Here is a 14654-nt window from a genome sequence, read left to right as displayed (position 1 = left end):
AAATGGTTTTCTTAATCATCTGTTTGGTTTGGTGTTAGTATGCTATTATTCCGCGAAGGGATAAAAAGCCGATACGAAATCGACACCGCCGCCTTTGACCGGCTTGCCGCCACGACCGTCGTAGCTCCAGACAACTGCACCGGTCGGATCGATTTCGACCAGTTGAGCTGCGGTCTGCTGTTCGGCGGGCAGGTGGCCTTGCCAGTTCGAGATCAGGGTGTTGCCGTTTTCGAGTCGCAGTGATTGAGCAACAAAGTGCAGGGGCACTCCGGGGATGCTGTCGATACGGTTAACGACGTTGCCGTCGGCGCGGCTGACTTCAACGGCGCAGTGACCGTCGCCCAAGGCCACGAACAGATTACCGTCGGCGAGTTCCTGTACAGCGAAGGGGGTACCTCCGACGTTGTACTCTTTCACGAGGGTCGAATCCTTAATTTCCAGCACTTTGCCGGTCGACATAACCGGGATCAGGTAGTTTCCGTTAGCGGCTTTGCTGACGCGGCGGAACTGGGCATGAGCAGGACGGATGCCGAGGTCGTAACGGACCTCTTTCCGTACCTGGGTGCCGGTCGAGTCGAGTTCGACAAAGCGAGCCGGAGTATCGCAGATTGCGAGCAGGTATCCGCCATCGGGCAGCCGGGTAGCGGTTTGGAGTTCAGCGGTATCGGCCACGTCGGTGAAGTCCCAGACAATGGTCGCAGCGGCGTCGCGTTTGATGACGCGGGCGCCTTTTTTGTAGGAGATCAGTACATCACCGCCGGGGATGATCTCGGCGCTGTTGCACTCGGAACCGGCCGGAAGACCGTATTTCCATTCGATTTGGTCGCCTGCCGAGCGGTTCACCACGGCGATGGTATCCCAGAACGAGCCTGCGATCAGCATTTTGTCCTGGGGGGCGGTTGCTTTGGAGCCGCAGGATACCATGGCGATTGCCAGGGTACCCGTTGCTGCGGCTGCTGCCAGTTTATGAAGGATGTGTTTCATTGCGCTGGGGCTGTTATTTCGACAGATCCTTGTACATTTCGAAGCCCTGTTCGGGGGTCAGACCTTCGTGAACGACGGCGCTAACGGCCTGGATCATAGCTGCGGGGTTTTCCGACTGGAACACGTTGCGACCCATGTCGACACCCATGGCACCATCGTTGATGGCTTTGTAGCAGAGTTCGAGGGCTGCTTTTTCTTCCAGTTTCTTACCGCCGGCGATCACGATCGGCACCGGGCAGGCGTTAACTACTTTGGCGAAACCGTCGCAGTAGTAGGTTTTAACGATGTTGGCACCGTTTTCGGCACATACACGGGCGGCCAGACCGAAGTATTTCGAGTCGCGGGCCATGTCTTTACCTACGGCGGTCACACCCATGGTGGGGATGCCGTACGTATAGCCTGCGTCGGCAGTGCGGACGAGGTTTTCGATGGTACGGGCTTCGAATTTGTCGTTACCCATGGCCACCATAACGGCCATAGCCGAAGCGTTCACGCGGACAGCGTCAACGGGATCGAGCACGCACTCGTTGTTCAGATCGGTAAGGATCGACGAACCGGCCGAGTAGCGGAGGCAGATACCTTTGTTGAAGGTGGGGGGCACGACCGAACGGAGCGAGCCGCGGGTACACATCAGCGAGTCGGCATATTTGACCAGCGGTACGATGTTCAGGTCGAGGCGTTCCAGACCAGAGGTCGGGCCCATGATGTAACCGTGGTCGAAGGCGAGCATAACGGTACGACCGGTGCTCGGGCGGAAGATGCGCGAGAGGCGGTCTTTCATGCCCCAGCCGAGGTTGTCAGCGCCTTTTACGAAATAGCTTTGGTTGGCTACCGGAATTCCGATGCCGTAATCTTTGTCCTTGTTTTCAAGGATCCCATCCATGTCTGCCATGTCTGTCTTCTGTTTTTCTTGTTTATTTAATCTGTTGTATTTCTGTTTTCATGCGGGATTCGGGAAATAGTCTTCCTCCTCCCTGAACCGCGGTCCGCGGGACCGGGTTATGCAAGCGCCTGGGCAAAGGCACCGAACATGCAGGCCCATGACGAGGCGCCGCTGTCGGCATGTCCGACGGATTTTTCGCCATAGTTGCGGGCACGACCGAAGTTGGCTTTCATCTGCACGGTGGCTTCAGCGCCTTTCTGGGCAGCTTCGGCTCCGGCTTTGAGCACCTCTTCGACGTCGTCCGACGCACACTCCTGCATGGCGGTCACGGCCGGATAGAGGGCGTCCATCATGGTCTTGTCGCCGGGCATGGCTTTGGTATTCTTCTGCACGCCTTCGAGTCCGCCTTTGAACATGGCTTTGACCTGTGCGGCATCAAGTTCTTTGGCTGCAGCGGGTACGGCGTCGCTCATGCCGAGCAGCAGACCGCCGAGCAGGGTCGAGGTCGAGCCACTGGTCTCCATCATCACGCCGAAGCCCATATCGCCGAGCAGGGTTTTGAAATCTTTGCCTGCGGCATCGTCGGCGTTCGACACTTTGGCGATGGCATTGAGAGCGGTCACAATGGCTTCGCCGTGGTCGCCGTCACCGATAACGGCATCCAGTTCGCTGAACTCACCGGCACGGGCCGTCACGTTGCTCAGCGCCTGCTGAATCATTTTCTGAAAATCCGGGATAGTCAATTTTCCGGTCATAGAAGGTATTGAATTGGTGTTAGTTATACTCTGTTTTTAGGTTATCCCCATTTACCCCATGCCCTCTGCCCCCTTTTGACAGGGAACAGAGGGTCCAAAATAGAGGGGCAATGATCCCGCTAACGGGACGATTCGGGGCCTATTTGCCGAAACGTTTCCAGTAAGGAGCGTCGGCCTTGTAGTTTTTCAGCAGGTCCATATGGTCGTCGTCGAGTTTTGCGAGGATCATCTGGAAACCAGCCTGTTCCTGAACGGTCAGCAGTTCGCCGGCATAGCTGTCGACAACGTTGACACCGGCAGCCTGCAGTTTCTTGGCGGCAGCACGGTAAACGATGAACTGTTCCATCAGGGTGGTCGAACCTACACCGTTGATGTAGAGCAGTACGTTGTCACCGCTCTTGAGGTCGAGTTTTTTCATCAACTGACCGACCATGAATTCGGCAGTAGCATCGGCCGAAACAAGCGGTTCGTTACCGCCCTGACCGGCTTCGCCATGCTGCCCCATACCGATCTGCATCATGCCTTCGGGCAGTTCGGTGATGGTGGCACCGTTCTGCGGGTGGGTGCAAGCGCGCATGGCCACAGCCAGCGTTGCGATTTGTTTATTGAAACGTTCACCGATTTCGATCAGTTCGTCGAGCGATTTGCCCTGTTCGGCTGCGGCACCGAGGATCTTGTACATCGGGATGGCACCGGCCAGACCGCGGCGGTCTTCGTCCGGAGCGTCGAGACCGGCCGAGATATCGTCATGGGTCATGATCGATTTCACTTTGATTCCGGCCCGTTCGGCGAGCTGTTTGGCCATATTGCCGCTCATCACGTCACCGGAGTGGTTCAGCACGAGCAGCAGGATACCGGCGTCGCGTTTGAACATCTGGAGTGCCTGGAAGAGGCGTTGCGCACCGGGAGCAGCGAAGATGTCGCCAACAACCGAAGCGTCGAGCATGCCTTCACCCACGAAACCGCTGACGGCGGGTTCATGACCCGAGCCGCCGAAAGCGACGATGGCCACTTTATCCTGAGATTTGGGATTGGTGCGGACTACGATATTTTCAGCGCCGAGCTTAACGGTTTCGGAAAAAGCCATGGTATAGCCTTCGAGCAGTTCGGCAGTAATGTTATCGGTGGAATTTATAAACTTGTTCATCGGAATATCACGTTTTTAGGGAGCATTATTTGTTTTCCTGCCACATCAGTTCGATGGCGATTCCTTCTTCTTCGACGAAGGCGATCCAATTTCCGCCGCCACAGTCGGTGGGGGGCAGCAGCACCTTTTTACCTTGCATTTCGGCTTCGGGATCGGTCACCTGATAGGCCAGGTGGGTCGTAGTCTGGATCAGTTCGGGCATCCACGATCCGGGCTCGAAACGGAGCCATTCGATGCGGTTGGGGCTTTTCGAGAAGTCGGTCAGCCACACTTTCATTCCGTCGTTGTAGACTTCGCCTTCTTTGGGGGTCGTGGTCGGTATGCCGACGTGGTCATAGGTTCTCATGTTGGGTATGTTGTCGGGTTAGTAATTTTTGTCACAAAGCGGAGGACGTAGGAATGGACACACTCCCCGCCTCCGCCGCTTTGGTGGTAAATCCCTGAGTCAGGAGATTACAGTGCTGCGCCGGGTTTCGTGAAGCGCAGACCTGCGTTATCGTGATAGTTGGCGAATTCCCAAACGATAGCACCTTCCGGACCGGCCATCATAAAGTGCCAGGTTTCGGGCTGTTTGAGGGTCAGCACTTCGCCCAGGTTTTGTTTCACGTAGTTTTTCGAAACGGTGGATTCTTTCTGCGATGCGGGGATCAGGTCTTCAGCACCTTCGGTCGGCTCGCCGACTTCCGAGAAGTTGTAAACCCAGCCTTTATCGACCATCCAGGATTCCTGTTTAGCGGGGAATGCGGTTTTCACGTGTTTGTGTTCCGGAATCATCTGACCCGGCAGCAGGTAGATCGAGTGCGAGAAGTAGCCATAGGTCGAGTCGTTGATCCAGAAGATACCGCCCATACCGACGTTTTCGAAGTCACCCAGTCCGAAGTCAGTGAACCAGATGTCTTTTTCCATCAGCGGAGTAAACGGTACATCGTAGTAAGCGAACATGTCCAGGAAGGCTTTTTTTGCTACATCCTGTTTGAAATTACCCTGAGCGTCGTAGAAATCGGCGTTGGTGTACTTTTTCTGATACGGTGCTTTTTTCATGTCAGTGGTTTTTACTGCTGTCGAATCTGCGCCCTGGCCGGACTGACCGCCACCACACGAGGTCAAGGTTAATGCGGCACCGCAAAGCGCAATCATCGAAGCTTTCAGAAAGTTTAGGTTTTTCATGATGTTGTTATTTTTATTTTGTTTGTCTCTCTTCTCTGTTTCTACCTTGCCTTCTCCTACACCCGCCACCGAGGATTAATCCTCCGTAAAGGCGACCCCTTCGATTTCAATCAGGAGTTCGTCCCGACATACGTCGGTCAGCACGTACAGCGCCCGAACATTCGGGCAGCGTTCGTCGATAATGCGGCGCGCTTCGTCCAGCAGGTTTTCAGTCTTCAAATATACGCGAAAAATTTGGATTTCAGGTACTCTTTCGACCTTAATTCCATGCTTGCGAAGGTTTTCGCGCGAGATCAGATAGTCAATGTTTTCGAGCGTGGTAATCGTCTGCTGTCCGATGCCCACTCCGGTCAGGGAAGCCTCACCTCGGATGGCTGCCGTGCCGGAAATATAGACCTGCAATCCCGACGCCGGGCTGACAACGGCTTTGGCACGCTCAAATTTGGGCGTTGTCTTGTGACGGAAAATCTTATCGGCCACACCGATCAGCACGTTTTGCGAATAGTCATGGGCAGCTACCTGCAGGGAGTTGTCCAGCGCCACTGCTGCACATTTGCGGCACGAGAGTGAAACGGCATCCACTTCGACCATGATACCGCCATGATGGGTTCCGATACCGGTCGCAGCCGGATAACCGCCCTTCCATTCGGTCCGGGCATAAAAATGCGAACGGGCGTCGTTAAAGTCCTGATAGTGTTGGTTTCCGCCTTCGGGCACACAGGTAATCTGCTCAATATAATTCCACTGCCGAACGATGGTGTTGATATTCATCTGTTCGACCTCGAGAATATTCCCCAACTTGCCGAGCACTTCGTTGGACTGCGCCAGGATGGGCAACCCGAGTGACGAGGGGAGAATACCCTCTGTAAAAAGTCGTTTTCCTTCCTGATTTTCGACCACGAAGTAACGCACGCCGTCGGCCGAAATTTTATCCTGCACGAGTTGCGAATTTTCGCGCGAGACGCACTGTGACTCCATCACCAGCCCCGCATCGAGCGGTTTCTGGGCAACGTAGCTCAGCAGCGGCATCCGCCATCTGAAGCGTTCGCAACGCTCACGCACCAGTCTGATCAGCCACTCACGGTGTTCGAGGTACTGGTCGTTGTTATCCGGATTACCGAAAAAGACCAGACGCAGGGGCACCTGTCCCGACTCACGGGTGGTTTCGGTGAGTTTGTCAAGCATCTCGCCGATCATCTCGCCGAAGCCGCGGAACCATACCTTCTCAATATTATAAACGACGTTGAATCCCATAAAATTACAGCGAGTTTACATATTCTACCAGTGCATCGATATCTTTTTCGCTCACTTTCTTATCCTCAATGCCGTGTTTATGCACCTGGAACACCTCTTTCATCGTCGCAGCGCGGCCGTCGAAGAGGTAGGGAGCCGTGCGCCATACTTCGCGCAGGGTCGGCGTATCCCATCCCTTTTCAAACTCGATATCCTCGCCGATACGGTGCATCTGCATGTCGGTATAATATTCACCGTTATGGCAGTCGCCGCATTTGAGTTTATCGAAGACCTTCTGACCCTGTTTGGCTTTTTCCGAGAGTTGGCCGTTCACCAGATAGGGACTAGGCACTGCCTTGAGGCTCTTGACATAGGCATCGACCTTGAGAGCCATCTCTTCCGGAATGTTGTAGAACTGAATATGCGTAAAGCCTTTCCGGTCGGCGATAGCGGCATCACTACGGATACCGGAGATCATACACGGCGGCGTAAAGAACGAATAGAGCAGACTTTTGCAGTTCTTGGAGTTTCCGATACCGTCATTCATCAGGTCCCAGTTCATGCCGTCACTGCGGGCGTCGCCGGGGTGGCACCCGTTGCAGGACTGCCAGTTCTGGAAGCAGTATGAAGCGTCATTGAAAATACGTTCACCGGCCTGCACGTCGGTCTCGGTACGATTTTTCACCCACGGTGCCACCTGCACCTTATTGTCGGCTACACCGAACAGGTTCAGCGTATCGGAGAAATAGGTCGGAATGTACAGCTTGCTACCGTCTTTCGATACGGCCATTTTTCGCGGGCCGTTGCCGACCAGTTTCACACGTTCACGCATACCGTACAGGAAACGCAGGTCGTACGAGAGTTGTTCTTTGGTACCGGTATAAGCCTGGAGTTTTGCAATCATGGCCGGATAGTCGATCACGCTCATGTCATGCGTTCCGGAGTGGGTCACGAAGATTTTGTCTCCGACGCTCTTGATGTCCCAGATACCGGCCGCACCGTGTTCAGGATCGTCCAAGACGATACCACCTTCAAAGGTCAGTTTTTCGGCATCGACCACACTCATGGCACTGGTATTCATCCACCCCTGCTGAAGTTGCGACGTGGGGACCGTGAACCGACCCATGTTGTGGGAAATCAGCACATATTTGCCATCGGGGCTGAGGGCCACACCACGCAGAGCGTTGCTACCGTTGGCCAACTGAATATCCTTGACTTTTTCGAACGTAGCCAGATCGATCACCGACAGGACAGCGGCCACGTAATCGACATCGGCCCGCTGCGCCGGCAGGAAGTTGGTCACGAAAAGATACTTGCCGTCCTTGGAGATCACGGCACCTTTGGGTTCACGCAACACGGCAACCGTACGGAGCACGACACCACCCTGGGGATCCACTTCCGAGATCGTGTTGGAGAATTGGTTCAGGACATAGACTTTGCTGCCGTCCTGCGAGAGCAGCGGAGAGGTGGCACCCGATCCGACCGGGATGGAGCGTTCGACACGTCCCGAGCCCAGATCGATCACATCGAGCGTCCCGCGCTGTTCGAAGGTGGTGACGTAGATTTTCTCGGCGCCGTCCACCACAGCCGAGGTCACACCGGTCGGGATCTGTTCGAAGGTCCAGGTCTTGACCGGAACGGCAAAATTGGCGGGATCGTAGATTCGTACGGATTTATCCCCTTTGTTGGAAGTTACGACGCGGCCGTCGGAGAGTACGGCAATGTCGGTCGTAAAGAGCGGAGCGTTTTCGGCTGCATTCTGAGCCGCCTGAGCCATGACGGGGCGGGCTGCATGTGCGGAGTTTACGAAGTTCCCCGTGCACAGGCTGCATGTCAAGATAATCCCACCAGCCAGGCAAGATCGCAATATCGAGGATTTCATAAGAGTATTAGTAGTTTAGGTAGTAGTTTTTAGGTTGTTCGCCCGAGGAACCGGTGTTACATTCCTCGTCTTAGAATTTACAATGTTACGCATTTTTTGCCGGTCTTGCAAACGATTGTGTCCATTTTTACCGGGATAAACAAGCGCACAGACCCATTGCCGGCCATGCTGTCGGTAATGGGTCTGTGCATTACGGATGGTTTTGGAGCCTGGAAATGCGAGGCTCAACCGTGTCTGTGTTTCTACTCGTCGTAATCGAAACTCAGGGCGAACTGATCGACGTACAGCACGCTGCCGGGACCTCCGCAGAAGTCCTCGCCGTAGCGGCTCGACGAGGCGACGATCACCACGTGCGTCGGTTTGGTTTCGAGATCGTTGTACTGCAGTTTCAAGTCGAACTGCTTGTATTCGGACACAACGCTATTGTCCTCAAGGGTGGCCTGCGCAATGACAGTCGGGTTCGCAGGCCGTTCGGATGCCCCCCCCCAGTCTTCCAACCGGATATAGATGGAACAGTAATCGAGTTGACCGACAGCTTCGGGGTGTTTGTTCTGACTGTAACTATTCCCTTCGGTAGTCACTTCGGCGGGAGTATACTTATACCAGCCGGTCATGTGCGTCGGGCGACCCGTGTAGGGACGGCCCATCGTCGCACTAGAGGCCGGATTCCCGAGGTTGGTCTTGTATATACCGGTAAAGAGGTTACCGGCGGCAATCTTGACGAGCGGCACGTTGCCGATGGTCTCCAGACGGGCCGCCTTGCCTTCGACCACTTCACCCTCGCCTTCAACCGGCGTACTGTTGGCTGTCGTGTATATGGTTACACCTTCATTCCCCGTTGCCCAATAGGAGTTGGAGGCATCGGAATTGGGGAACCAGTTTTTGCTTTTCTGCGTCCAGTTGTCGAAACTGAGGTTGGGCACCTCTTCGGCAGCTTCGGTCGTAAAGGCAACGGGGTCGCCATAGTTTTCTCCGATCACCCCGCGCACCTCATAGGCGGTCGAGGGTTCGAGCCCCGTAGCAACGGCCGTAAAGGTCACATCACTGACAGTCGCCGCAACGGTTTCCCAGGCATCGTCACCTGCCCCTGACTTGCGCAGCTGGAAACTGCACTCACCGGCAGACGTAAGCCCCTGTGCGTTCAGATAGGCAAACTTGGCCCATGGATTGACCGACATTTCATTGATATACTGTGTAGAGTGTTCGACCGATACGACCCACTCCTGCGTAATATCGAAGAATCGAACGATAAAATGCTGCGGGACCGAGAAGTCGTGAATCGTGGTGGGATCGACATTTTCGACAATGGTTCCGTCGGCCTTCACCCAATCCATCGTGGCATTGGAGGGTCCGAGCTGCAACTTCGACACATTGACCTGATCCAGCGGGACGCTTTCGGGCACATAAGCCACGACGCTGTAACTCGAGGCACTGAATTTGGCCTCGCCGATTTGCTGTCCTTCGGCCAGCGTGAAGGCGAGTTCGATGTTCTGCGTGGCACTGAGCGTCCAGACGTAGTCCTGATAGGTAACGACCGTAAACGTATAGGGTTTGTCGGCCGGGATGGCATACTCCGCCCCACCCTGCGTCATATCCAGATAATAGGATTCGAGCGTATCGAGTTCCTGACCGGTCACGTTATCAATCATACGCGCATCGGGCGTGATCTTGAAATCCGAGAGAAGAACCTTTCGCAAATCCACCGTATCCGCCAGCACCACGCTGACAGTCTTGTTGGAATTGTCGATATTCAGCGTCTCGGCTCCGCGTATATCCATCGACGTGATATTACCGACGACCGTTTCATACGGTATGTCGTTTTTGATACACCCGGTCACCGTCCACGCAATCACCAAAATCAATCCGCCGAGGACTCTGCGGCCAGATAAAATATGCTTTCCTTCGTTTCTCATGTCGGGTTCAAGGGCTACAGGTAGAAGGTCATCCCCAGGGCAATGGAGAAGATGTCGATTTTAAAGTTTGCACTGCTCGTTTCACGCGAACCGTGATGAATCTGATTGGTGATCTGCTCGGTTCGTTTGTACTGATAACCCAGCACACCGATCGTGGCCTCGACTGCGGCGAAGTTGTTGACAAAGACGGCCACCCCCGGCGAGCAAACCAGCCCCAGTTTATAGATTTTCGTGTAGGTACCGTTCATATCCCCACCCGAACCGTTTATCATTTTACCCTGACCACCGCCGAGCTGAAGTTTCAAATCGTTAATCAGAGCAAAACGACGACTGCTTCCCAGGTTGATATAGTTCCGCAAAAAAACCGTCCCGGTATAGACATGCTCGATGTTATAATAATCGGACAAATCAAAACTCAAGTCCCCCAATGCAAGACTAACGTTGTCGATTTGCAGCATGGAACGCTCGTACGTAAACGACAGTCCGGCCGCCAGATTGTTGGAAAAGGCATAACCGAACATGGGGCGTACGGCAAACGTATATCCGCGGCTGGAGAAATCATCCAGAATTCCCAGCATTTTATAGTCGTCGTTATTGTGCTGGGTGTAGGAGACATTCCCGCCAAAGAACCACACCCCTTTGGGCATAAAGGTCTGCGTTGTGATTCCACGGTCGAATTTTTCACGTGCCGCGGCCGGTCGGGCAGTCATTCCCGCCATCAGGGCGATCAGCAACAACACATATCCGCTTTTTCTCATGAAGGTCAAATTTTCTTGTTTGGTTTTAAATGCCAGCCGTCTTTCGGACTGACGAAAACACTGCGGTCCGTATTCCGGAACATCATTACGCAACCGCCTGAATCACTGGCGTAAATTCAAGTTAGGGCTTATCGGGTCAACTCGTCGGGGCTCCAGATCACTTCGAAATCGTCGATATAGAGTGCACTGCCCGCACCACCGCAGAAATCATCACTCAGGTAGCTGCACGTCGCACACATCACGATGTGATCGGGTTTTTCCGATGACACATATTTAATCTTAAACTCGAACGGAACATATCCGTTATCCTGGTCCGCACTTCCAGCCGTAGCTCCGGAAAGCAGTTCACCATACCCGACAACCGTCGGACTGGCTGGACGCGAAGTGACTCCCGCACCCCATTTTTCCAGACTGATGTAAATCTTACACTGGTCACTTTGCCCGATCAGATCCGGATATTTGCCATCAATGTCCGTGTCGATCGTTTTGGGGACATACTTATACCACCCCTTCAGTCCGACAGGTCGTGCGGTATAAGACTGTCCGTAGTGAACGAGTGCACGCTGATCGTTCGTGTTCATGGGAGGGCTAGAAATCGGGCCGAATGAACCGCTGAAAATGGTTCCGGTCGCCAGACTCTTCACACCCAGTTTGTCTACATAATATGAAGTCAGCCACAATGCCTTACCGGTACGTGCTTCACTCCCTTCCACTGGAAGTGTCACATTCTTTTTCAACCCCTGCCCGGCCATCACGTACATACCACCCGGGTTACCGGTAGCCCAGAATCGTGTCTGACCGGGGATATTCGGATCGTACACACCACTCGCTCCGTCGAACGAGCCATATTGGCCACCCTCAAAATCAAGATTGGGAATGACGCCCTGCGCTTCGGTTTGGAACGTAGCGCTGGTCCCGGCCGACACATCGGTACCGATCGGGCGCACCTCGTACAAAGATTGGGGCGTAAGACCGCTCAGCAGGGCACGGAAACTCTTTTGTCCGGCATCAATATCAGCTTCTGCCACCATCACCGTCTGCCAGGCATCTTCGCCGGTACCGAGGGGACGATACTGGAAGCCCAGCCCTTCGGGCATGGTACTGGTCAGCCATTGCGCCGTCACATAAGCATAGGTAGCCCCAAGTCCAGGAAGATCGTTCACCAGCTGTCCGTCCATTGCGCCGCCGGTCGAGAAGTCGCGGGCAACAGCCAGATTCACCGTCTGCGTCATCATCTGGTTATCGAAGTCATAGACCTCGATTTCGACCGTATAATTTCCTTCGGGGAGCAGTTCTCCATTCAATGTAGCCGTATTCATCAGGCCGGAGAAGTCGACCCACGTATCGGTATTCCCCACGATCGTACCCTCGCCCCAAGTCACCACGCCGGCCAATTCGTTTCGCTGCGCCTCGTCGGTCGCCATATCGTTCTCGCCGCCCAGCGTGATCATTCCGGGAAGACCGTACTTGAGCAGCACCTCGGCATCTTCATGTCGGATACGCAGGCGCTGCATCGAGGCATCGGCATGGATATTCAGTCGAATCACACCGTCACGGGCATCCACATTGGTCGTCAGCGGATCATGGAGGCTGCCACCGTCGGCACGCGTCACCTGCGGCAGAGCTCGCGTCTGATCCATGACGCCAAACGGGAACTCATATTCCTGCGCATCGGTCTGCACCGAAAGGCGGAACATCGAACCACCGTCCGAAGGATCGCCCGTCGGATTCATCTTGACGGTAAACCGATAGTAATCTGCCGGTTGAGCATCGGCAATCGTACGTACGTAGACCTGTCGTTTATCCGTACTCTGGTGATTGAACGCCCGAAATATCAGCACGAACGTTCCTTTGGCCGTGGGATTGATCCACCCCTGCTGCTGGGCATCCACGTCAGTCTGCGTGAAGGTCAGCGTATCGCTCCCCGCATAGTCATACGAGGGTTTGATGACCAGACTGTAATCCGTAAAATTATCCTTGATTTCCTGATCGAATTCGAGTACGGTCACCTTGACATTGGCCAGTTTGCAGGTCAGCGGCACCACCGTATTCATACCCGCCGAGACCGTGAAGGTCTCCTGCCCGGCATAACGGGGTTCGCCGAAGGGCTCACTACTGACCGTCACATCGTTTTCGCGGGCATAGATCGTGTAGACCCCCTCCTGCAGTCTGATAGTCTGCACCGTGCGGTGGTCATCATAATGCACGACCGTATCTCCCTGCTCCGACACGATATCCAGCGCATATACGATATTGCTCGGTTCGCTGCTTTTCACCGTAACGGCGTCGTCCTGCGCAAACGAGAACGAGATGGTCCCTTCCCGCGACGCGTCAAGGCCGCTGCGACTGCATGCTCCGACCAACATGGCCGTACACAGCAGACCGATCAGCCGACCTCCGCTCAGCCACTTTGCGATTCCGGACTTCATGGTACTACTTCTCATTGTCAATGTCTACGCCAGGGGTGTCACCTTTATTCTGTCAGATAAATTGCCAACGTAGCCTCTTGGGACTTGCCGGTTGCATCGACCATTTTCAGGCCGAATTTGTGCACTGCAGGACCGTTGTTGGCCGGATCGGCCACACCGCCGAGCAAACTCATCAGCCCACCGACTTTGAACGTATGGGTCGTTTTGCCTTTGATCGGCTCTTCCGGATCGAGAATACCGATTTCGGGAGTGGCAAACATGTTCACCCACCAGGCCGACTCGTCGATATCGGCCGGTTTTTCCGAAGCTGCCGGCGGATTGGCAATATCGAACGGCTCTCCGTTCTGGAGCCCCAGCCCAGGCAACAGGGTCGCCAACGCATCGGATTGAATCGTTACATACAACTGATCGATCCCCTCGGGAGCATCGAAGCGCACATCAATCTCATTGGCCTTGGCCGCAGAAACGGTGAGCTGCTGGGAGATATCGAACGGCGAACCGTTGAAATTCGCACCTACGATCTGAAGATCTTCGGTATCCCCTCCTTCGCCGCCTTCGCCTTCCCAGTTATCGTTATTCGAACCACCGTCGATCACTCCGTCACCATCCGGGATTTCAACCGTATGTTCGGAGTCGATCGTACTGTAATCCACCGTAATCGACGACGAGAGTGACCCGGTTTGCTGGTAGCCTACCGTCACCTTGTGCCACTGCATGGCCGCAGCATCATAGATGATCTGGGTTTGCCCCTCACCATTGCCCAACGGCTGGCCGTCTTCCTTGCGCGTACCGGTCACCTTGATGTAGAGTTTGCCGTCGGCAGGTACCTTGAAGTAGCCCGCCCGAGTCTCCTGTGCACTGAAAATCAGATCTGCGAACACCGTCTGAGCCGTCGTCGGGTCCGTATAATCGGTATATACCTGCACGGAAGGATTTTCCACCTTATCGAGGAAATCCTGCTCGAAGGCCACCGTCACCTTGATGTTAGCCAGCTTGCAGACAAGATCCACATTCGTAAGTTCCGAAATACGAACCGTGAAGTCTTCGACTCCGTAGTAATAGGGAGTATCCCATGCAGCCAACGGTTCATCTGCCAGACTGGCTGCTTCGAGTTTGTATTTGCCAGAAGGAATCGTCACTTGCTGACCTTCGACTTCGGCAAAAGTTTCCCACTGGTAGTCTTCGTCGGTCAGGTTGTTGTGAACGACGTTCTCCCCTTTGCTGTCGAGAATGGCTACCCGGAAAGTCGAGACATCGGGCAGGACACTTTCGTCCGCTTTGGTCGACGACTGCGGATCAACTACAATGAAGTCACCTTCACGCCCCAGCGAAGAGACGCTCATCTGTCCCAAACGTTCGGTGTCCCCCCCGCGTTCGTCATACGGATTACGCGCATCCACGCAAGAGACAAGCAGCGTGACCAGACCGGCCGCAACGGCCGCTGCCACTCCCTGCAATTTACCGTATAATTTCATCTCAGTACTATTTGTCTTGTTTATGTAT

General features: G+C 54.5%; 12 protein-coding genes. All 12 read right to left on the bottom strand.

Annotation, left to right across the window (positions count from 1 at the left end; all coding sequences use genetic code 11):
* Positions 1–45 precede the first annotated feature (45 nt).
* On the bottom strand, positions 46–984 hold the full coding sequence (locus tag BQ5379_RS09795) for a beta-propeller domain-containing protein (RefSeq protein ID WP_071135262.1): 939 nt from the start codon (positions 982–984) through the stop codon (positions 46–48).
* A 13-nt stretch (positions 985–997) separates the two neighbouring features.
* Positions 998–1876 (bottom strand): 3-hydroxy-5-phosphonooxypentane-2,4-dione thiolase, encoded by an 879-nt coding sequence (lsrF, locus tag BQ5379_RS09790; protein ID WP_071135261.1) that lies wholly within the window; start codon positions 1874–1876, stop codon positions 998–1000.
* A gap of 107 nt (positions 1877–1983) precedes the next feature.
* Complete coding sequence (locus tag BQ5379_RS09785) at positions 1984–2622, bottom strand: DAK2 domain-containing protein (protein WP_071135260.1); 639 nt, start codon at positions 2620–2622, stop codon at positions 1984–1986.
* A gap of 139 nt (positions 2623–2761) precedes the next feature.
* Positions 2762–3769: a dihydroxyacetone kinase subunit DhaK gene (locus tag BQ5379_RS09780; protein WP_071135259.1), complete on the bottom strand. Its 1008-nt coding sequence runs from the start codon at positions 3767–3769 to the stop codon at positions 2762–2764.
* Between the two features lie 25 nt (positions 3770–3794).
* Complete coding sequence (locus tag BQ5379_RS09775) at positions 3795–4115, bottom strand: VOC family protein (protein ID WP_071135258.1); 321 nt, start codon at positions 4113–4115, stop codon at positions 3795–3797.
* Between the two features lie 107 nt (positions 4116–4222).
* The gene (locus BQ5379_RS09770) at positions 4223–4936 is read right to left on the bottom strand and encodes a cupin domain-containing protein (protein ID WP_071135257.1); all 714 of its coding nucleotides are present in this window, start codon (positions 4934–4936) and stop codon (positions 4223–4225) included.
* Positions 4937–5011: 75 nt separating this feature from the next.
* Positions 5012–6190, bottom strand: a complete 1179-nt coding sequence (locus BQ5379_RS09765; RefSeq protein WP_071135256.1) for a chorismate transformation FkbO/Hyg5 family protein — start codon at positions 6188–6190, stop codon at positions 5012–5014.
* A 4-nt stretch (positions 6191–6194) separates the two neighbouring features.
* On the bottom strand, positions 6195–7946 hold the full coding sequence (locus tag BQ5379_RS09760) for a YVTN family beta-propeller repeat-containing protein (protein WP_071135255.1): 1752 nt from the start codon (positions 7944–7946) through the stop codon (positions 6195–6197).
* Between the two features lie 347 nt (positions 7947–8293).
* Positions 8294–9829, bottom strand: coding sequence for a PCMD domain-containing protein (locus BQ5379_RS09755; RefSeq protein WP_205408201.1), 1536 nt, complete (start codon positions 9827–9829; stop codon positions 8294–8296).
* A gap of 149 nt (positions 9830–9978) precedes the next feature.
* Entirely contained in the window at positions 9979–10722 is a 744-nt protein-coding gene (locus BQ5379_RS09750; protein WP_071135253.1) for a hypothetical protein, read from the bottom strand.
* 128 nt (positions 10723–10850) lie between these two features.
* Positions 10851–13151, bottom strand: a complete 2301-nt coding sequence (locus tag BQ5379_RS09745; RefSeq protein WP_071135252.1) for a DUF4493 domain-containing protein — start codon at positions 13149–13151, stop codon at positions 10851–10853.
* Positions 13152–13195: 44 nt separating this feature from the next.
* Positions 13196–14626, bottom strand: coding sequence for a DUF4493 domain-containing protein (locus BQ5379_RS09740; RefSeq protein WP_071135251.1), 1431 nt, complete (start codon positions 14624–14626; stop codon positions 13196–13198).
* Positions 14627–14654 lie beyond the last annotated feature (28 nt).

It is taken from the genome of Millionella massiliensis (genome assembly GCF_900104655.1).
In the GTDB taxonomy this organism is placed as follows: Bacteria; Bacteroidota; Bacteroidia; order Bacteroidales; family Rikenellaceae; genus Rikenella; species Rikenella massiliensis.
The sequence above is the reverse complement of the archived record's forward strand: the minus strand, read 5'-3'. Positions and strand labels throughout refer to the sequence as shown.

Excerpts from the sequence above, each read along its gene's own strand:
- BQ5379_RS09795 (WP_071135262.1), bottom strand. The coding sequence starts at position 984 with ATGAAACACATCCTTCATAAACTGGCAGCAGCCGCAGCAACGGGTACC.
- lsrF (WP_071135261.1), bottom strand. The coding sequence starts at position 1,876 with ATGGCAGACATGGATGGGATCCTTGAAAACAAGGACAAAGATTACGGC.
- BQ5379_RS09785 (WP_071135260.1), bottom strand. The coding sequence starts at position 2,622 with ATGACCGGAAAATTGACTATCCCGGATTTTCAGAAAATGATTCAGCAG.
- BQ5379_RS09780 (WP_071135259.1), bottom strand. The coding sequence starts at position 3,769 with ATGAACAAGTTTATAAATTCCACCGATAACATTACTGCCGAACTGCTC.
- BQ5379_RS09775 (WP_071135258.1), bottom strand. The coding sequence starts at position 4,115 with ATGAGAACCTATGACCACGTCGGCATACCGACCACGACCCCCAAAGAA.
- BQ5379_RS09770 (WP_071135257.1), bottom strand. The coding sequence starts at position 4,936 with ATGAAAAACCTAAACTTTCTGAAAGCTTCGATGATTGCGCTTTGCGGT.
- BQ5379_RS09765 (WP_071135256.1), bottom strand. The coding sequence starts at position 6,190 with ATGGGATTCAACGTCGTTTATAATATTGAGAAGGTATGGTTCCGCGGC.
- BQ5379_RS09760 (WP_071135255.1), bottom strand. The coding sequence starts at position 7,946 with ATGGCTCAGGCGGCTCAGAATGCAGCCGAAAACGCTCCGCTCTTTACG.
- BQ5379_RS09755 (WP_205408201.1), bottom strand. The coding sequence starts at position 9,829 with ATGGATATACGCGGAGCCGAGACGCTGAATATCGACAATTCCAACAAG.
- BQ5379_RS09750 (WP_071135253.1), bottom strand. The coding sequence starts at position 10,722 with ATGAGAAAAAGCGGATATGTGTTGTTGCTGATCGCCCTGATGGCGGGA.
- BQ5379_RS09745 (WP_071135252.1), bottom strand. The coding sequence starts at position 13,151 with ATGAAGTCCGGAATCGCAAAGTGGCTGAGCGGAGGTCGGCTGATCGGT.
- BQ5379_RS09740 (WP_071135251.1), bottom strand. The coding sequence starts at position 14,626 with ATGAAATTATACGGTAAATTGCAGGGAGTGGCAGCGGCCGTTGCGGCC.